The sequence below is a fragment of the Mesorhizobium sp. B2-3-7 genome, assembly GCF_006442695.1.
Lineage (GTDB): Bacteria > Pseudomonadota > Alphaproteobacteria > Rhizobiales > Rhizobiaceae > Mesorhizobium.
In genome coordinates, this window is record NZ_VFVV01000010.1 from 233,272 (window position 1) to 251,586 (window position 18,315).

At 63.4% G+C, this 18,315-nt stretch carries 19 protein-coding genes; 13 read left to right on the forward strand and 6 right to left on the reverse strand.

Translation table 11 applies throughout. The annotated features are described in order from the left end of the window. Positions 1-292 precede the first annotated feature (292 nt). Entirely contained in the window at positions 293-1,282 is a 990-nt protein-coding gene (locus tag FJ940_RS20910; protein ID WP_140499854.1) for a sugar-binding protein, read from the forward strand. 181 nt (positions 1,283-1,463) lie between these two features. Further along, on the forward strand, positions 1,464-2,246 hold the full coding sequence (locus FJ940_RS20915) for a FadR/GntR family transcriptional regulator (RefSeq protein WP_140499852.1): 783 nt from the start codon (positions 1,464-1,466) through the stop codon (positions 2,244-2,246). 136 nt (positions 2,247-2,382) lie between these two features. Here the strand turns inward: FJ940_RS20915 and FJ940_RS20920 are convergent, their stop codons facing one another. Further along, positions 2,383-3,321 carry an NAD(P)-dependent oxidoreductase gene (locus tag FJ940_RS20920; RefSeq protein ID WP_140657768.1) on the reverse strand — a complete coding sequence of 313 codons (939 nt, stop codon included), beginning with the start codon at positions 3,319-3,321 and terminating at the stop codon, positions 2,383-2,385. A gap of 118 nt (positions 3,322-3,439) precedes the next feature. On the opposite strand from FJ940_RS20920, the gene FJ940_RS20925 reads away from it, so the two are divergent. Further along, a complete protein-coding gene (locus FJ940_RS20925) occupies positions 3,440-4,336 on the forward strand; it encodes an NAD(P)-dependent oxidoreductase (protein ID WP_140500155.1) in 897 nt (298 codons plus the stop codon). 103 nt (positions 4,337-4,439) lie between these two features. Continuing rightward, positions 4,440-5,216, forward strand: a complete 777-nt coding sequence (locus FJ940_RS20930; protein WP_140500153.1) for a FadR/GntR family transcriptional regulator — start codon at positions 4,440-4,442, stop codon at positions 5,214-5,216. Between the two features lie 33 nt (positions 5,217-5,249). Here FJ940_RS20930 and FJ940_RS20935 read toward each other — a convergent pair whose 3' ends face one another. Then, a complete protein-coding gene (locus FJ940_RS20935) occupies positions 5,250-5,537 on the reverse strand; it encodes a DUF3175 domain-containing protein (protein WP_140499848.1) in 288 nt (95 codons plus the stop codon). Between the two features lie 198 nt (positions 5,538-5,735). On the opposite strand from FJ940_RS20935, the gene FJ940_RS20940 reads away from it, so the two are divergent. The 7 genes from FJ940_RS20940 to FJ940_RS20970 all read left to right on the forward strand — a co-directional run bounded on the left by FJ940_RS20940 (position 5,736) and on the right by FJ940_RS20970 (position 13,765). Continuing rightward, positions 5,736-6,980, forward strand: coding sequence for an MFS transporter (locus FJ940_RS20940; RefSeq protein WP_140516291.1), 1,245 nt, complete (start codon positions 5,736-5,738; stop codon positions 6,978-6,980). Positions 6,981-7,144: 164 nt separating this feature from the next. Continuing rightward, complete coding sequence (locus FJ940_RS20945; RefSeq protein ID WP_140499846.1) at positions 7,145-8,173, forward strand: LacI family DNA-binding transcriptional regulator; 1,029 nt, start codon at positions 7,145-7,147, stop codon at positions 8,171-8,173. A 309-nt stretch (positions 8,174-8,482) separates the two neighbouring features. Next, on the forward strand, positions 8,483-9,610 hold the full coding sequence (locus FJ940_RS20950; RefSeq protein ID WP_140515835.1) for a sugar ABC transporter substrate-binding protein: 1,128 nt from the start codon (positions 8,483-8,485) through the stop codon (positions 9,608-9,610). Positions 9,611-9,689: 79 nt separating this feature from the next. After that, positions 9,690-11,237 carry a sugar ABC transporter ATP-binding protein gene (locus FJ940_RS20955; protein ID WP_140515833.1) on the forward strand — a complete coding sequence of 516 codons (1,548 nt, stop codon included), beginning with the start codon at positions 9,690-9,692 and terminating at the stop codon, positions 11,235-11,237. Positions 11,238-11,250: 13 nt separating this feature from the next. Next, positions 11,251-12,231 carry an ABC transporter permease gene (locus FJ940_RS20960; protein WP_140657770.1) on the forward strand — a complete coding sequence of 327 codons (981 nt, stop codon included), beginning with the start codon at positions 11,251-11,253 and terminating at the stop codon, positions 12,229-12,231. Further along, complete coding sequence (locus FJ940_RS20965; RefSeq protein WP_140553852.1) at positions 12,228-13,214, forward strand: ABC transporter permease; 987 nt, start codon at positions 12,228-12,230, stop codon at positions 13,212-13,214. The genes FJ940_RS20960 and FJ940_RS20965 overlap by 4 nt, the downstream gene beginning before the upstream one ends. 23 nt (positions 13,215-13,237) lie before the next feature. Then, positions 13,238-13,765 (forward strand): gluconokinase, encoded by a 528-nt coding sequence (locus FJ940_RS20970; RefSeq protein ID WP_181168365.1) that lies wholly within the window; start codon positions 13,238-13,240, stop codon positions 13,763-13,765. 62 nt (positions 13,766-13,827) lie between these two features. Here the strand turns inward: FJ940_RS20970 and FJ940_RS20975 are convergent, their stop codons facing one another. Continuing rightward, positions 13,828-14,277 (reverse strand): Rrf2 family transcriptional regulator, encoded by a 450-nt coding sequence (locus FJ940_RS20975; RefSeq protein ID WP_006202816.1) that lies wholly within the window; start codon positions 14,275-14,277, stop codon positions 13,828-13,830. Positions 14,278-14,534: 257 nt separating this feature from the next. Continuing rightward, positions 14,535-15,521, reverse strand: a complete 987-nt coding sequence (locus FJ940_RS20980; RefSeq protein WP_140657774.1) for a sulfate ABC transporter substrate-binding protein — start codon at positions 15,519-15,521, stop codon at positions 14,535-14,537. Between the two features lie 167 nt (positions 15,522-15,688). On the opposite strand from FJ940_RS20980, the gene FJ940_RS20985 reads away from it, so the two are divergent. Further along, on the forward strand, positions 15,689-15,964 hold the full coding sequence (locus FJ940_RS20985; protein ID WP_140657776.1) for an antitoxin: 276 nt from the start codon (positions 15,689-15,691) through the stop codon (positions 15,962-15,964). After that, complete coding sequence (locus FJ940_RS20990) at positions 15,964-16,362, forward strand: type II toxin-antitoxin system VapC family toxin (protein ID WP_140630800.1); 399 nt, start codon at positions 15,964-15,966, stop codon at positions 16,360-16,362. The genes FJ940_RS20985 and FJ940_RS20990 overlap by 1 nt, the downstream gene beginning before the upstream one ends. A gap of 14 nt (positions 16,363-16,376) precedes the next feature. On the opposite strand, the gene FJ940_RS20995 is transcribed toward FJ940_RS20990, so the two are convergent. Next, positions 16,377-17,417: a sulfate/molybdate ABC transporter ATP-binding protein gene (locus tag FJ940_RS20995; protein ID WP_140580039.1), complete on the reverse strand. Its 1,041-nt coding sequence runs from the start codon at positions 17,415-17,417 to the stop codon at positions 16,377-16,379. 124 nt (positions 17,418-17,541) lie between these two features. After that, positions 17,542-18,315: sulfate ABC transporter permease subunit CysW (gene cysW, locus FJ940_RS21000; protein ID WP_140657778.1), on the reverse strand; the 774-nt coding region annotated here is incomplete at its 5' end.

Sequence of the window (18,315 nt, forward strand, 5' to 3'; positions counted from 1 at the left end):
AGATCCCGCCTTTCGGGAAAAATCCGTTTTGTAGGACAAATAGCAATTGACGTTGGCGGCAAGCCGTTATTAGTTGAGCGTCGGAGGAAGATATGCCGGCTTTGACGACGTTGTTTGGCGGCGCAACCGGTAGAGGATTATCGACCGTGCCGGCATCGTTGCCGGGCTGGTCGCATCTGAAAATACTTATCGGCCTGGCCTGACGGCACGAGCGCTTGCTTCTGTCATCTCGCATTCGGCCGATCTGTGTGGCGGGCACGCCGTGTCCGTCTGTTTCCAAGGGAGGACTGACATGAGGAAAACAGTTTTGCTCGCCGCCGTCGCCGCCATGGCGTTGGGCGCCGGGCCGGCTTTGGCCAAGAAGCAGCTCGTCATCGTGGTGAAAGGTCTCGACAATCCGTTCTTCGAGGCGATCCACCAGGGCTGCGAGAAATGGAACAAGGAAAACGCCAGCTCGGAATATGAGTGCTTCTACACCGGTCCGGCGTCGACTTCCGACGAGGCCGGCGAGGCGCAGATCGTGCAGGATATGCTGAGCAAGCCGGACACGGTGGCGATGGCGATTTCGCCGTCCAACGCGCCGCTGATCGCGCAAACGATCAAAAGCGCCAACCCGTCGATCCCGATCATGACCGTCGATGCCGATCTTGCCAAGGAAGACGCAGCACTTCGCAAGACTTATCTCGGCACCGACAACTATCTGATGGGCAAGAAGATCGGCGAATACATAAAGAAGGCCAAGCCGAAGGGCGGCACGATCTGCACCATCGAGGGCAATCCGGCGGCCGACAACATCCTTCGCCGCGCGCAAGGCATGCGTGATGCGCTGTCGGGCAAGGAAGGACTTGCAGCCCTTGCCGGCGAAGGCGGCTGGACGGAAGTGGCGGGCTGTCCGGTGTTCACCAATGACGACGGCGCCAAGGGCGTGCAGGCGATGACCGACATCCTTGCCGCCAACCCCAAGCTCGATGCGTTCGGCATCATGGGCGGCTGGCCGCTGTTCGGCGCGCCGCAGCCCTATCGCGATCTGGTTGGACCGCTGAAGGACAAGCTGGCCAGCAACGACTTCGTCATCGGCGCCGCCGACACGATCGGCGACGAGGTGGCGATCGCGCGGGATGGCCTTGTCACCGCGCTGGTCGGCCAGCGGCCGTTCGAGATGGGCTACAAGGCGCCGTCCGTGATGATCGACCTGGTCGAAGGCAAGAAGGTCGACGATCCGGTGTTCACCGGCCTCGACGAATGCACCAAGGATACGGTCGACACCTGCATCCAGAAGTAGGCGTCTCGATCGGGGCGCCCGTCAACGGGCGCCCCGCCACCTCTGCTGACGAACAGGGACACGCATTTCAGGGGCAGCGGCTCCGGCTTTGGCGCGCCCGTGGTTCGAATTTTCGGCAATGGCATCGGCGCACCCGACAGTTCCTGACCGGAACAGGTACGGCCGACGCATTGGAACGTGGATGCCGGACGAAAAGTCAAACAAGCGAGCCATTCGGACCAAGGCACAGGCCGGCCGCCGTCCGGCCGCCATGCGCCGGCCCGATGCGGCGCACTTTCCCGGTGCCAGCGTGCACGCCTCGCTGGCCAGCGAGATCGGGCTCAGGATCGTGCGCGGCGACTATCCGCCAGGCACCATCCTGCCCAACGAAGCCCAATGGTCGCGAACGTTCAACGTCAGCCGCTCGGCGGTGCGCGAGGCGATCAAGATGCTGATGGCCAAAAGCCTGCTCGCTTCGCGCCCCAAGATCGGCAGTTGGGTCGAACCGAAGGAGCGCTGGAACCTACTCGACCGCGACGTGCTCGCCTGGTACGCGACCGCGCCGGACCGTGAGGTGTTCCTGCGGACGGTACAGGAGTTCCGCCACATCATCGAGCCGGAAGCGAGCGCCTTTGCCGCGGTGCGGCGCAGCGACGAGCAGATGGCCGAGATCAGCCAGGCCTGCCGCGAGATGGGCGAGGCGGCAAGCCTTCAGGAGCGCATCCGGGCCGACACGCGCTTTCATCTTGCCATCCTGCGGGCCTCCGGCAACGATCTGCTGGTGCCGCTCGGCGTGCTCATCGAGTCGGCGCTCGACCATCTCTTCGTCTTCACGACTCAGCAGGTCGGCGACCAACGGCGGGCCCAGAGGCTGCACGAGGCGATCGAGAAGAATATTCGTTTGCAGCGCCCCTCAGCGGCGCGCAACGCCGTGCACAAGCTACTCGCCGATACCGATGAAGGGATCGGAAGAGGGCGAGGGTGATCGACGCTCGCGCTTGGTGATCACCTTTCTATGGACAATGCGTAGCCTTCTGCGGCCTTTCGCAGGCTCCCGGCGTTCGAAGCTCGAAAAGCCAAGCTATTGGCTTTTCATCCGGTGCGCGGACCGCTTCTCACCCTTAAATCGTCTGTTTCTTTCCATCTTTCATCGGCATCAGATCGACACCGTTGACCTTGCCGATATGGGTGGCCAGCATCGGCACGTACTGCTCGGCCGGTCCGGTGGCGTGTGCTCCGGCGAAAGCGTTCTTGGTGGCGTTGCCGAGGGGGTTGGCAATGCCGGCAGAACCCGCCATCGATTCGAGGTAGGTCAAGTCCTTGAAGGCGTTGGCAATAGTGAATTTGTGGGCGTCGCGGTCGCCCTCCAACGTCCACCGCATGAAGGTCTGGTAGAAGCCGCAATCCATGCGGCCGTTGCGGATGACGCTGTCGAAGCGCTGCGGCGAGATGCCGACCTTCTCGGCCAAGGCCAATGCCTCGGAATAGATCGCCGCATAGCCCAGCGAGACGAAATTGTTGAGCAATTTCATGCGGTGGCCGTCGCCGGTGTCGCCGATATGGACGATACGGCCGGCCCAGGTTTCGATCACCGGTTTGACCCTGGCAAAGACGGCGTCGGGTGCGCCGACCATGGCGTCGAGCGTGCCTTCCCAAGCCTCCTTCGGCGTGCGGCTGAGCGGTGCATCGACATAGTTGACGCCGAGCGCCTTGAGTTCGGCGGCCAGCGCAACGGTCGAGACCGGGTCGGAGGTCGAGCAGTCGACGACGACCGAGCCTTTTCTCAATCCTTCCTTGAGACCGCCGGGGCCTCGAATGATGGCTTCGACCTCACGCGAACCGGTGACGCAGATGAAGACGATCGTCGATGCCGCCGCCACGTCGCGGGAGGTCGAGGCTTCGTGGGCGCCGCGATTAGCCATATCCTCCGCCGGCTTGCGATTCTTGCGGCCGAGGAAGGTCAGGTGATGGCCTTTATCGACGATGTTCTTGGCGATGCCATGACCCATCAGGCCAAGGCCGATGAAGCCGATCTTCTCGCTCGCGGCGGTCGTGTTCATGCTGTCTGTCCTGTGTTGCGATTATCGATAATGTCGCCGCTCTTTTAGCCGCAAGCGGTTGCAGAAAGCAATATTGTCTGACAATACACATAATTCCTGAGCTTTCGTGGAGACCAGAATAATGAAGCGGATCATGTTCACCGGCGGCAGCGGCAAGGCCGGGCGCCACGTCGTGCAATATCTGGTGGAGCAGGGCTGCCAGGTGCTCAACATCGACACCAAGCCGCTCGACAATCCCAAGGTGCGCACGCTGATCACCGACATCACCGACAGCGGGCAGGTGTTCAACGCGCTGTCGAGCTATGCGGGCTTGCATGAATTCGACCCGTCGCTGCGCCCCCAGCCCGTCGACGCCGTGGTGCATTTCGCCGCGATCCCGCGCATCATGATCACGCCCGACAACGAAGTGTTCCGCATCAACGCACTCGGTACCTACAATGTCATCGAGGCGGCGGTGAAGCTCGGCATCCGCAAGGTGATAATCGCCTCCAGCGAGACCACCTACGGGCTGGTCTTCGCCAACGAGCCGCGCACGCCGAAATATTTCCCGCTCGACGAAGAATACGACGTCGATCCGATGGACAGCTATGCCCTTTCCAAGGTGGTCAACGAGAAGACGGCACGGGCCTTTGCGCAGCGCGACGGTGCCGACATCTATGCATTGCGCATCGGCAACGTCATCGAACCGCACGAATACTCCCTGTTTCCGAAATGGTTCGCCGATCCCGGTTTCCGCAAGCGCATCGCCTGGAGCTATGTCGATGCGCGCGACCTCGGCCAGATCACGCTGCGCGCCATCGAGAAGGATGGGCTCGGCTACCAGGTGTTCAACGCTGCCAATGACGACACGTCGTCGGACCTGCCGACCGCGGAACTGCTGAAGCGCTTCTATCCCGGTGTGCCGGTCAAGGGTGAGCTCGGCGAATTCGAGACGCTGCTGTCCAATCGCAAGGCGCGCGACATGTTGGGCTTTCGGCCGGAACACAGCTGGCGCAAATACGTGAGGATCTCTTGAAAACAGGCCCCGCCGGGGGTTGAGCTGTGCACAGAAGCCGGCTTTGCGGGTGAACCCGCTTGCCGTGCTTGACAGCTTGCTCAATCCGGACTTTCTGGAGCCTATGCGGGACGCGAAGCCGAACAAGGAAAAATCGCCGGCAAAAGCGGCATCGGCCGAGCGTCAGGCCGGCGTTCGCCGCACCGATGCGGCGCGCATTCCGGGTTCCAGCGTGCACACCTCGCTGGCCAGCGAAATCGGGCTCAGGATCGTGCGCGGCGACTATCCGCCCGGCACCATCCTGCCCAACGAAGCCAAATGGTCGGAGACCTTCAGCGTCAGCCGCTCGGCGGTACGCGAGGCGATCAAGATGCTGATGGCCAAAAGCCTGCTCGCCTCGCGCCCGAAGATCGGCAGCTGGGTCGAGCCGAAAGAACGTTGGAATCTGCTCGACCGCGACGTGCTTGCCTGGTACGCGACCTCGCCGGACCGCGAGGTATTTCTGAAGACGGTGCAGGAATTCCGCCACATCATCGAGCCGGAGGCATCCGCTTTTGCCGCCATGCGGCGGACCGACGAGCAGATGGCCGAAATCAGCCAGGCCTGCCGCGAGATGGGCGAGGCACCAAGCCTGCAGGAGCGCACCCGCGCCGACACGCGCTTTCATCTCGCGATCCTGCGGGCGTCTGGCAACGACCTGCTGGTGCCGCTCGGGGTGCTGATCGAATCCGCCTTCGACCATCTCTTCACCTATACGACGCGGGAACTCGACGATTTGCAGCACGCACAGAAGATGCATGAGGCGATCGAGAAGAACATCCGCCTGCAGCGGCCCGACGCGGCGCGTGCCGCGGTGCGCAAGCTGCTCGCCAACACAGACGGCGTGATCAGGTCACGATAAGCCGTTCCAGGAACCCGTCACGCGGCTTGCTGCCTACTCTTCCTTCTCACGTCCGAACGCCGCGCGCAGTTCGTCCTTGGCGTCCTCGAGCACCTTCTTCTGCTTCGCCGGCAGGTTCTTGCCGGCACGGTTGATGTAGAAGTTCAGCATCGACATGGCGGACTGGAACGGTTCGGCCTTGCGCCGGTCGCTGTGTTCGGCCGACCGCTTGAGCGAAGCCGCGATCTTCTTCGGGTCGTGGGATTCGAAGACATGGTCTTCGAGATCCATGGCATTGCTGTGCTCGGTCACCTCAGCCGACCATTTCCGTTTCGCGGTCATGGCAATCTCCTTCGCGTTGAGCCGATTGCAAAACGTCCTTCATCGTCGCACGTTCCGGTGAGCCCGGAACCGGCGAACCCTGGAACCATGGAATTACCCACGTGGCGCTGCTCGGCGCCGCGAATGCGCCGATAGTGGTGGAAGGACCGTCGGCCGCTAGGCCGCATGACCGCGACCATGGTCAATGTCGATGACGGAATGGGAAACAGCTTGGCCTCGATCTTCTCCTCACCAGCAGCCGGCAATGCGGTCGTCGACAGCTCGCATGCATGGATACGGCTGGCGGTGTCGATGCTTTTGTCAACAGTCGGCGGCGTCGGCATGTGGGCCGTGGTCGTGGTGCTGCCGGCCGTGCAGGCCGAGTTCGGCGTCGACAGGGCCGACGCCGCTCTGCCCTACACCGCGACCATGGTCGGCTTTGCCGCCGGAAACGTTCTGGTCGGGCGCGCCATCGACCGTGTCGGCTACTGGATCCCGGCGCTTGTTTCCTCGATGGCGCTGGTTGCCGGCTTCCTGCTGGCGGCGCTGTCGACCTCGATCCTGCAGTTCACGCTCGCCCAGGGCTTGCTGATCGGGGTCGGTACATCGGCGATCTTCGGGCCGCTGATCGCTGACATCTCGCATTGGTTCAACCGCCGGCGCGGCGTCGCCGTGGCGGCGGCCGCGGCCGGCAGCTATCTCGCCGGAACGATCTGGCCTACCGTCATGCCACCCCTGATGAAGGCGGAAGGCTGGCGCTTCACCTATGTGGCCATCGGCATCTTCTGCCTGGCGACCATGGTGCCGCTGGTGCTGATGCTGCGGCGCGGCGCCCCGATCGCGGCCGCCGGTTCTGCGGGCAGCCGGCTGGTGCAGCCGATCTCGTTGTCGCCAACGGCACTCCAGGTGCTGCTCGTCATTGCTGGTCTTGGCTGCTGCGTGGCGATGTCGATGCCGCAGGTGCATATCGTGGCCTATTGCATGGATCTTGGCTACGGCGTCGCGCATGGCGCCGACATGCTGTCGATCATGATGGCGGCCGGCGTGGTCAGCCGCGTGGCTTCGGGCTTCGTTGCCGACCGCATCGGCGGAGTGAAGACCCTGCTTATCGGCTCGGTGCTGCAATGCCTGTCACTGTTCTTTTACATTCCCTTCGACGGGCTTGCCTCGCTCTATGTCGTTTCGCTGGTCTTCGGCCTGTCGCAGGGTGGCATCGTGCCCTGCTATGCGATCATCGTGCGGGAATACATGCCCGCCAGGGAGGCCGGCCAACGCGTCGGCATCGTCATCATGGCGACCATTTTCGGCATGGCGATCGGCGGCTGGATGTCGGGCTGGATCTACGACCTGACCGGCTCCTACGCCGCCGCATTCCTGAACGGCATCGCCTGGAACCTGCTGAACATCCTGGTGATGGTGCTGGTGCTTTGGAAGGCAAGACGCGTGGCGACGGCGATGGCCTGAGGCAAAGCGGAAGCACTCGCCCGCAAGCGCCTCGGCTTGACAATGGGCCGGGGCTGCGCGACGCCAGAGGTGAGTGGTGCGGCACAGGCTGGTGAAATGGCGACAGCAACGTCGATCGTATTGCGGCAGCGCCTTGGCGGCCAGGCACCGCATGGAGCCTGTCCTTGATCAAGCCGCGCTCGCGCCGAGGCGGCGGCCGCCCGACCATATCAGACGTCGCGCGCAAGGCGGGCGTAGGCGCCATCACCGTGTCCCGTGCTTTGCGCGAGCCGGAGCGGGTCTCGCAGGACCTGCGCCGCCAGATCCAGGCCGCCGTCGACGAGCTCGGTTACGTGCCGGATCCCAACGCGCGGGCGCTGGCCTCGGCCCGCGCCGAGGTGTTCGGCGTGCTGGTGCCGTCGCTTACCAACAACGTCTTTGCCGAGGTGGTGCGTGGCATCTATGACAGCCTGTCGGATAGCGCCTTCCGCATCCAGCTCGGCAACACCCACTATTCCGGCCTCGAGGAAGAACGGCTGCTGCAGGTGTTCGGGCCGCAAAGGCCGGCGGCGCTGATCGTGGCCGGCATCGACCAGACTCCGGCCTCGCGAAAACTGCTGGAGAACGCAGGCTGCCCGGTGGTGCAGGTCATGGAAACCGGCCCGGATCCGGTCGATATGATGGTCGGCTTCTCGCATCTGGACGGGGGCAGGGCGGCGACTGAGCATCTGCTCGAAGCGGGTTACCGCCGCATCGGATTCATCGGCGCGCGCATGGATCCGCGCTCGCAGCGGCGCTTGGCCGGATACCGCATGGCCGTGGAGAAAGCCGGCCTGTTCGATCCACGACTGATCACCACCACGCCGGTGCCGTCCAGTGTGACGCTGGGACGCGAACTTTTCCGCGACGCGCTGGCCAAGATGCCGACGCTCGACGGCGTATTCTGCAACAATGACGACATCGCGCTAGGCGCGCTGTTCGAGTGTCATCGCGCCTCGATCGGTGTGCCCAAGAGGATCGGCATCGTCGGCTTCAACGATCTCGACATGATGCAGGTGGCGTTTCCCTCCGTCACCAGCATCCGCACGCCCCGCTACGAGATCGGACGGCGGGCAGTGGCCATGGCGCTGGCGGCGATAGGAGGCGAGCCTCCGCAGCAGCGCGTCGTGGATCTCGGTTTCGAACTCATGCGCCGCGAGAGCACGGCGCGCTGAACACGCTTTCGCGATCAAGAGAAAGGGCGCTTTACACACCGTTCATGGTAGCGCTACCGTCGTCGTCGGACAGGAAAGAGAAATGCAACGGTACGGCGCCTGTCTATTATACATAAGCGACAACTAATTCTTGTTTATTATGTATAATATGCTATTTTCCCAGCAACCTGGGAACGACGGGGGAGGAGGCATCGCATAGACCATTGGCCATCGGAAAGGCAGGTACGGCAAGGCAAGAGGAGCCGGAGCCGACCGTGCGAAATTCACATCGCGAAACGACGTCAGAATTACAAAATGGGAGGATTATCGATGATCAAGTCACTGGTAGGTGGCATCGTTGCCGCCAGCGCATTCGTCATGCTCAACTCGGCCGCCATGGCCGCCGGCCCCGAGATCGTGCCGGGCCCGGCCGCCCAAGCCGACTGCTTCGCGCCTTGGAGCGCGGACACGAAATTCTTCAAATATCCCAAAAAGGAAGGCCCATACCGCATCGCCTTCGCCAATGGCTATATCGCCAACACCTGGCGCATCCAGATGGTGCAGACCGCAAAGGCCTATGCCGCCCAGCCGGACGTCAAAGCCAAGATCAAGGAATTCAAGGTCGTCTCGACCGGCGAGGACGTGCCGGCGCAGATCTCGGCGATCAACAACTTCATCGATTCCGGCTATGACGCGATCGTCACCGACGCGCAGAACCCGACTGCTTTCGGCCCGGTCATCAAGCGCGCCAAGCAGGCTGGCATCGTGCTGGTCGCCTTCGACAACATCCTCGACACCAAGGATGCCATCAACGTCAATGTGGACCAGAAGGGCCTCGGCGAATTGTGGGCCAAATGGCTGGTCGCGAAGGTGCCGAATGGCGGCAAGATTCTCGAAGTGCGCGGCGTTGCCGGCACCTCCGTCGATACCGATCGCCACAACGGCATCCACGAGGTGCTCGACGCTTCCGGCAAGAAATGGGACGTCACCGAAGTCGCCGGCAAGTGGGACGACGGCGTGGCACAGAAGGTCACCGCCGACGCGATCGCCACCAACGGGCCATTCGACGGCATCACCGGCCAGGGCGGCGACACCGGCATCGTGCAGGCGATGATCGATGCCAAGCATCCGTTCGTGCCCTTTGGCGGTGAAACCGAAAACGGCTTCCGCAAGTTCTGCGCGGCGCATTCGGCCGACGGGTTGAAGTGCTCTTCCGCGGGCTCGGGCCCGGCCCAGGTCGCCGTCGCCATCAAGACCGCGATTGCAGCGCTCGAAGGCGAAGTGGTGCCGCAAGAGGTGAAGCTGCCGCTGGCGATCGCCGAAGATCCGAACATGAAGGAAGGCACGGATTACTTCCCGAAAGAGTCGGACAATTTCTTCGTCGGCAACTCCTTCCCAACCTGCGGCATCAACTTCAGCGCCCAGGAAATCATGGGTCAGACCAAGGAAAATCAGTAGTTTCCAGTGGATATCGTTTCGGCGCCGCGGCTAAGCCGCGGCGCCGGTTCTTGAATGTTCGAGCGCCCTGGGAGGGTTGATGGACGGTGCGGCTCCGCTCTTGCGCATGGAAGGCATATCGAAGCGCTATGGCGGCGTGCGGGCGCTGGAGAAGGCCGACCTGTCGGTCGAGGCCGGCAGCATCCACGCCATCCTCGGCGAAAACGGCGCCGGCAAGTCGACGCTGATCAAGATCATGGCGGGCGTCGTTGCGCCCGACGAGGGCCGCATGGTGCTGGACGGGCGAGAGGCGACCTTCGCCTCGCCGGGCGCCGCGAACAAGGCCGGCATAGTTTGCATCTTCCAGGAGTTGTCGCTGATTCCCGAACTCAGCGTCGCCGACAACATCGTCATATCCGATCCGCCGAAACGCTTCGGCATGATCGACCGCAAGGCGCAGCGGCGCATCGCCGAGGACGCGCTGGCGCGTGCGGGAGCATCCGACATTCATCCGCTGGCGCTGGTCAAGGACCTGCCGCTGTCACGCCGGCAGATGGTCGAGATCGCCAAGGCATTGGCCAGGAAGCCACGCATCCTGATCCTCGACGAGGCGACCTCGGCACTGACGGCGGCGGATGTGTCGAAGATCTTCGCCGTGCTGAAGCGGCTGCGTTCGGAAGGGCTGGCGCTGCTCTACATCTCGCACCGCATGAACGAGATCGCCGAATTGGCGGACCAGTGCACGGTGTTCCGCAACGGCCGCAATGTCGCCAGCTATCCCGCCGGCTCGAAGAGCGACAGTGAAGTCGTCGAACTGATGATCGGGCGCGAATACAGCCATATCTTCCCGCCCAAGCCGACATTCGCGCCGGCCACCACCGCGCCGGTGCTCGAAGCCCGCAAGCTCTCCTGGACGGATCGCCTGCACAACATCTCGCTGTCGGTCAGGGCAGGCGAGGTGGTCGGCCTCGGCGGCCTCGACGGGCAGGGCCAACGCGAATTGCTGCTCGCTTTCTTCGGCGTCCTGCGTGGCCTTTCCGGCCAGATCCTGGTCGACGGTAAGCCAGTGGGCATCGCCAGCCCCGCCGCCGCACGCGAGAACGGCATCGGCATGGCGCTCATTCCCGAGGATCGCAAGACCGAAGGCCTGATGCTGCCGATGACGGTGCGCGAGAACCTGTCTTTCGCCGCACTCGACCGGCTGTCGAAAGGCGGCATAATAGACCGCGCCGCCGAGCAGCGGCTTATCGACGACATGGTCGGCCTGCTGGCGATCAAGACGGCCGGCCTCGACATTCCGGTCGGCGCGTTGTCGGGCGGCAACCAGCAGAAGGTCGTCATCGCCAAATGGCTGATGCGCCAGCCGCGCATCATCCTGCTCAACGATCCGACGCGCGGCATCGATGTCGGCACCAAGCAGGAGCTGTATCAGCTGATGCGCAAGCTGGCGGACGCGGGGGCGGCAATCCTGTTCTATTCGACCGACTATGACGAGCTGATCGGCTGCTGCGACCGTGTGCTGGTGCTCTATGACGGGGCGGTCAAGCGCGAATTGGTGGGCGCCGAAATCACCGAACGGGCTCTGATATCAAGCGCGCTCAACATGCCTGGCGGGGATAGCCCGGTGAACCGGGGAGCGAACGCGTGAAAGGGATTTTGGCGTGAAGGATTGGCGCTACTGGTTGGCGGAGCAGCGCGGAACGCTGCTGGCGCTTGGCATCTTCATCGTCATGTTCGTCATCTACACCGCGAACCATCCGGCCGGCTTCACCGCCAATGTCGTGCAGACGGCGGCCAACAAGGGCGTGCTGCTGGCCTTCGTCGCCATGGCGCAGACGCTGGTGGTGATCACCGCGGGCATCGACCTTTCCGTCGGCATGATCTTCCTGTTGACCAACTGCCTGGCCTCGTGGCTGGTGGCGGGCACGCCGGTGCAGACGGCGCTTGGCGTGTTGGCGGTACTGGCCGTCGGACTGCTGTGCGGGGCGATCAACGGCGCCATCGTCATCTACGGGCGGCTGCAGCCGATCGTCGCCACGATCGCCACCGGCGCGGTCTATTATGGCATCGGGCTTCTACTGCGGCCGTTCCCGGGAGGATCGGTCAACGAGGATCTGGCCGACGCGCTGACGGGCCGTGTGTTTGACGTGGTGCCGGCCAGCATGGTTGTGCTCCTGGCCGTCGTGCTGGTGATCTGGGTGCCGTTCAGCCGCTCGGTGCTTGGCCGCGCGGCCTATGCGGCAGGGTCGTCGGAAATGGCGGCCTACATGTCAGGCGTGCCCATCCGGCGCGGCAAGTTCGCAGCCTATACGCTGGCGGGGCTGCTGGCCTCGATCGGCGGCCTGTTCCTGACGTTCTTCACCTATACGGGCGAAGCGGCCTATGCCAGCGGCAACTCCTACACGTTGTTTTCCATTGCCGCCGTGGTGCTGGGCGGCGTCTCGCTGTTCGGTGGCAAGGGGAGTGCCATCGGCGCGATCTTCGGCGCGCTCGCCTTCCGCACCATCGGCGATCTGTTGTTCGTCTTCGATTTCGATCCGCTGTGGCAGCCGCTGTTCCAGGGCGTTATCCTGCTGATCGCCGTCAGCCTCGGCGCCTTCGCCCTGTTTCGAGTCCGCAACCGGCTGGAGTGGTTCCTGTGAGCGAGACGACATTGGGCGGCATTGCCGGCCGCATGCCGAAATTCATTCGCCGCGCCGACCCCGCGGTGTTGACGGCCTTTGCCTGCATCGTGGTCCTGCTCCTGCTGGGCAGTCTTTATTCGCGCAGCTTCCTGTCGCCTGAATATCTCTTGCAGCAGCTCAAGGTGGCCTCGTTTCTCGGCGTCATCGCCACCGGCATGATGCTGGTCATCCTGCTCGGCCAGATCGATCTGTCGGTGCCGTGGTCGGTGGCGGCGGGCGCGATGATGGCTTGCGCCGCTGCCGCGTATGGCCCGGCCGGCGTTGCGTTGGCCATTCCATTCGGCATCCTGTGCGGGGTGCTGATCGGCATCGTCAACGGCATCGGCGTCGCCTATCTGCGCATTCCCTCCATGATCATCACGCTCGCCACAAACGCCGTCGCGCAAGGGCTGATGGTGGTCTACACCGGCGGCTTCTCGCCCCAGGATTCGGCCACCGGCGCCATGCGCTACCTGGCCACCGGCTTTGCCATTCCGGGAGTTCCCAACGCGGTCATCATCTGGGCGCTGATCGGCGCCGCGATGGTGTTCGTTCTGACCCGCACCGGCTTTGGCCGCACCGTCTACGGCATCGGCAACCGCGAGCGTGCCGCCTACCTCTCCGGCATCGACACAAGGCGCGTGGTGATGATCGCCTTTGCCGTCTCCGGCGGGCTCTCCGCCTTCGGCGGGGTGCTGCTTGCCGGCTACGCCTCCAAGGCGGCGCAGTCGATGGGCGACGCCTATCTCCTGCCGTCGATCGCGGCCGTCGTGCTGGGCGGCACCTCGATCCTTGGCGGGCGCGGCTCCTATCTCGGCACTGTCGCCGGCGTCATCCTGATCACGCTCCTGCAATCCATACTGTCGGTCATGCAGATGCCGGAGGCGGGTAGGCAGATCATCTACGGCGTCGTCATCGTCGCCATGCTGCTGCTCTACGGCCGCGCGCCGGCAAGCCGCTGACAGTGGACGAAAAGGCTCAGCGGATGGCGGAGGCCGCCCCCGGCTCTGTACCCCCAGCCATTGTGGTTATGGGTGTCGCCGGATGCGGCAAATCGGTCGTCGGTGCAGCGCTGGCAACCGCGCTGGGCGCGGTCTTCATCGAGGGTGACCGTCTTCATCCCCCCGAGAACGTCGCCCGCATGGCAAGCGGTCAGCCGCTTACCGATCAACTGCGCGAAGGCTGGCTCGATGCAATCGGCGAGCGCATCGCAGCGTCGGCCGGTGAGGGGCGGGGCGTGGTCGCTGCCTGCTCGGCGTTGAAGCGAAGCTACCGCGAGCGCCTGCGTGGCATTTGCCGAGACATCGTCTTCCTCTATCTGGAGATCGATCCGGCCATGGCGAGGCTGCGGGTCGCCAGCCGCAAGGGCCATTTCATGCCGGCAAGCCTGGTCGACAGCCAATTCGCCATTCTCGAGCCACCGGCGGCGGATGAGCGGGCGCTGACGCTCGATGCGACGCGCCCGATCGCCGACCTCGTCGCCGAGGCGGTGCGCATGACGCGGCGGTTCTGAACCTTGATCGGCGCCATACCGGCATGCGACTTACGCCGGCAAGTGCGGCGCATGCGCAGGATCTAGATCTGCGACGTCAACTCGACCGGAAAATCATCATTGTCGGCATCGCGCATGGCGGCAAGGCTGCGGTTGTCCAGCACCTCGGCGATTGCCTGGCGCACCTCGAGCATCATGTGCCGGACCTGGCACGTCGCTTCGTCGCAATCCTCGCAGCGCTGATACTGCGTGCGGCTGGCGCATGGGATCGGCGCCAGCGGCCCGTCCAGCACACGCACGACATGGCCGATCTTGATCTCCGAGGCCGGGCGGGCGAGGCGATAGCCGCCTTCCTTGCCTTTGCGGCTCTGGACGAAGCCGGCATTGCGCAGCTCGCCCAGAATGGCATCGAGGAATTTTTTCGGGATGTTGTTGGCGACCGCGATGTCGTTGACGAAGGCCAATTGGCCAACCGGCAAGCCGGACAGATGCACGAGGGCCTTGAGGCCGTATTTGCCTTTTTTAGTCAGCATGCCCGAGTCAACCCATGAAGCCCCAACAATCCGCATCTGGCGGCTGTTTGTGTGCAAATGATGACGGGGCTTGTGGAGCGCTGCCGTTTCGCGAACAAGCCAATTTGTCGGCACGTTAGGCGCAAACGCGTTGATTCTTCGTAACCTTTTGCGCGGCTGGCGTCGTATTTGCCATATTTTGCCGCAAACGGCGAAAGCCGGCAAAGCGCCGGCTTTCCTGATTTGCTTACCGTACGTGCTATCGCGCCGTGAAAATCCTACCGGCTGCCATAGGCCTGGTCGAGCAGGCCGCCGGCGGCGAAATGCTCTTTCTGGATGTTGTCCCAGCCGCCGAAGACGTTTTCCACCGTCAGCAGGCGCACGTCCGGGAAGTCGGCCTTGTGTTTGGCGGCGACAGCCGTGTCGCGGGCGCGCAGGCCATTGACAGCGGCGATGTCCTGGCCCTCGGGCGTATAGAGGAAATCGAGATAGCTTTTGGCCAGATCACGCGTGCCATGTTCGTCGGCGACCTTGTCGACGATCGCCACCGGGAATTCTGCCAGCAGGCTGACGGAAGGCGTGACCTGCTCGAATTTGTCGTCGCCATACTCCTTGCGGATGCCGCGGGTTTCGGATTCGAACGTGATCAGCACGTCACCGATCTCGCGCTGCACGAAAGTGGTGGTGGCTGCGCGCCCGCCGGTGTCGAAGATCGGCACGTTGTTGAATAACTTGGTGATGAATTCCTTCACCTTGGCGTCGTCGCCCTTGAAGGCCTCCTTGGCGTAGGCGGTCGCCGCCAGATAGGTGTAGCGCGCATTGCCCGAGGTTTTCGGGTTGGGGAAGATCACCTGCACGTCGTCGCGCACCAAGTCGTTCCAATCCTTGATGTGCTTGGGGTTGCCCGCCCGCACCAGGAAGGACGGCAGCGAATAGAAGGGCGAGGCGTTGTCGGGAAAATCCTTCTGCCAGTCGGCCGAGACGAGGCCCTTCTTGACCAGGAAGTCGATGTCGGTGACCTGGTTGAAGGTGACGACATCAGCGCCGAGCCCTTCGGCGATGGCGCGTGCCTGAGCCGAGGTGCCGGCATGCGACTGGTCGATGCTCACGCCCGGGTGCTTCTCGATGAATGCCTTGTTGACCTGGACGAACAGTTCGCGGCCGACGTCATAGGAGGCGTTGAGCAGCTTGTCGGCAGACCAGGCTTGGGAAGATGCGAGGAACAGGCCGGCGACGGTGGCGACGCCGAGGAGAAATCGCTTCATGAAATAAGGCTCCGTGTAGTGCTTAATCACCTCACCATAGTCCTGCGCCACTTGCCCGACGAGGCACGTGCAATAGTTTCGCGGTGCCACCGTAAGAAAAAATGTCGTCATGAACGCTGTCATTAGAATTTTGTTCCGCCCAATATGCATATACAAAGGAGGCAACCATGCGCCAACACCGCCATTCAACAACGCGGCCGTCGAAGGAGGCGAAGCTGTTTCGCAATAACCGCAGCCAGGCGGTGCGCATTCCTGTCGAGTTCGAGCTCCCCGGCGAGAAGGTCCTGATCAGCCGTGAAGGCGACCGCCTTGTCATTGAGCCGATCCGCAAAGCTGGGCTCGGCGCGTTGCTCGCCCAATGGGCAAACGAGCCGCCGCTCGGCTCCGAGGACGATCTTCCCGAAATCAATGATGCGCCAGTCGAATCCGAGGACATTTTTTGATGCGGTTTATGCTGGACACCAACATCATCAGTGACATGATTCGAAATCCGGCTGGCAAAGCCGCCAATGCAGTGGAGCGCGAGGGAGACCACGCCATTTGCACAAGTATCGTGGTGGCCTCGGAATTGCGATATGGCTGTGCCAGGAAGGGATCAACCAAGCTGCTCAAAAAAGTCGAGCAATTGCTGGCTGAGATTCCGGTCTTGCCGCTCGATGTGCCGGCGGATGCAGAGTATGTCGCCCTTCGTGCAGAACTGGAGGCCGCCGGCCAACCCATTGGCCATAACGACCTTTTTATTGCTGCGCACGCCTGCGCTATGGGCATCACTTTGGTAACGGCCAATACGGGCGAGTTCATGCGAATCCGCAACCTGAAGATCGAGAACTGGCTGGAGTAGTGCTCGGTCTAATATCAAGCCGCCGGAAACAGCTTCCAGCGGCCCGGGCGGAACGCTACCCGGCTCTTCTGTGCCGCGGGGTGGTCGACGGGCAGCTCGATCTCGACGCGCTGGCGTTCGCCGCCGATCTCGAGTTCCACCCGGCGGGTGCCGGCGACGCGGCGGCTGGCGACCACCGTGCCGGCGATGCAGCCAGAGCAGCCGCTCAGCAATTCGACGTCGTGCGGACGGAAGTACAGCCTGGCATTGCCGCTGGCGGCGTCCGGCGCCGACAGCCCGATCGGGCGATCGGCGAGCCAGACCTCGCCATTCTCGACCTTGACGGGAAGCGAGCTCGATTCGCCGATGAAGCCATAGACGAAAGGCGAGTTCGGCCTGTCATAGATGTCGTCGGCGGTGCCGACCTGCTCGATGCGGCCCTGGCTCATCACCACGACGCGGTCGGCAAGCTCCAGCGCCTCTTCCTGGTCGTGGGTGACGAAGACGGTGGTGTGGCCGGTGGCGTCATGGATGTCGCGTAGCCAGCGGCGCAGTTCCCGGCGCACCTGCGCATCGAGCGCGCCGAACGGCTCGTCGAGCAGAAGCACTTTGGGTTCGATCGCCATGGCGCGCGCCAGCGCGACGCGCTGGCGCTGGCCGCCGGAAAGCTGCGCCGGATAGCGCTTCTCCAGGCCCGAGAGCTGGACCAGGTCGAGCAGCTCGGAGGCGCGGCGGCGGATCTCCTGCGCCGGCGGCCGCGTCGAGCCCTGCCGGACCTTGAGGCCGAAGCCGATATTGTCCGAGACCGTCATGTGCCGGAACAGCGCGTAGTGCTGGAAGACGAAGCCGACATTGCGCTCCTGGATCGATTTGTGCGAGGCGTCCTCGTCGCCGAAGAAGATCTTGCCGCGCGTCGGCCGCTCCAGCCCGGCAATCAGCCGCAGCAGCGTCGTCTTGCCCGAGCCCGACGGCCCCAGCAACGCGATCAGCTCGCCCGACTTGATGTCGAGCGACACGTCATGGAGCGCGGGAAACCGCTCGAACTCCTTGCGCACATTGGCAACGCGAACTTCCATCAACAGTCCCTTTGTAGTGGCTGCATGCCGTTATCCCAAATCGGTTCCCGCTTTTGGGCGACATGTCTTTTGTTTCATGCATGCCGTTATCCCAAAACCGGTTTCCACTTTTGGGCGACATGCATCAATGTCCACGCGCCGCGGCGATCTCGGCGCCGTAACGCATCTCGAGCAGTGTCTTCAGGACCAGCGTCACCAGCGCCAGGCCGGCCAGCAGCGAGGCGACGGCAAAGGCGCCGACGGCGTTGTATTCATTGTAGAGGATCTCGACATGCAGCGGCATGGTGTTGGTCAGGCCGCGTATGTGGCCCGACACCACCGAGACCGCGCCGAACTCGCCCATGGCGCGCGCATTGCACAAGAGCACGCCGTAAAGCAGCCCCCATTTGACGTTGGGCAGCGTCACATACCAGAAGGCCTGCCAGCCATTGGCGCCGAGCGACAGCGCGGCCTCCTCGTCGCCATTGCCCTGTTCCTGCATCAGCGGGATCAGCTCGCGGGCCACGAAGGGGAAGGTGACGAAGATGGTGGCCAGCACAATGCCGGGCACGGCGAACAGGATGACGATGCCATGCGCCTTCAGCCAGGCGCCGAGCAGCCCCTGGGCGCCGAACAGAAGCACGTAGACCAGGCCCGAGATGACCGGCGAGACCGAGAAAGGCAGGTCGATCAGCGTGGTCAGGAAGGCCTTGCCCTTGAACTCGAACTTGGCGATCGCCCAAGCGGCCGAGATGCCGAAGACGACATTGAGCGGCACCGAGATCGCCGCCACCAGCAGCGTCAGCCGGATCGCCGAGCGCGTATCGGTATTGCCGAGCGCTTCGGTGTAGGCGCCGACGCCCTTGGCGAAGGCTTCGTTGAAGACGATGATCAGCGGCAACAGCAGGAAGATGCCGAG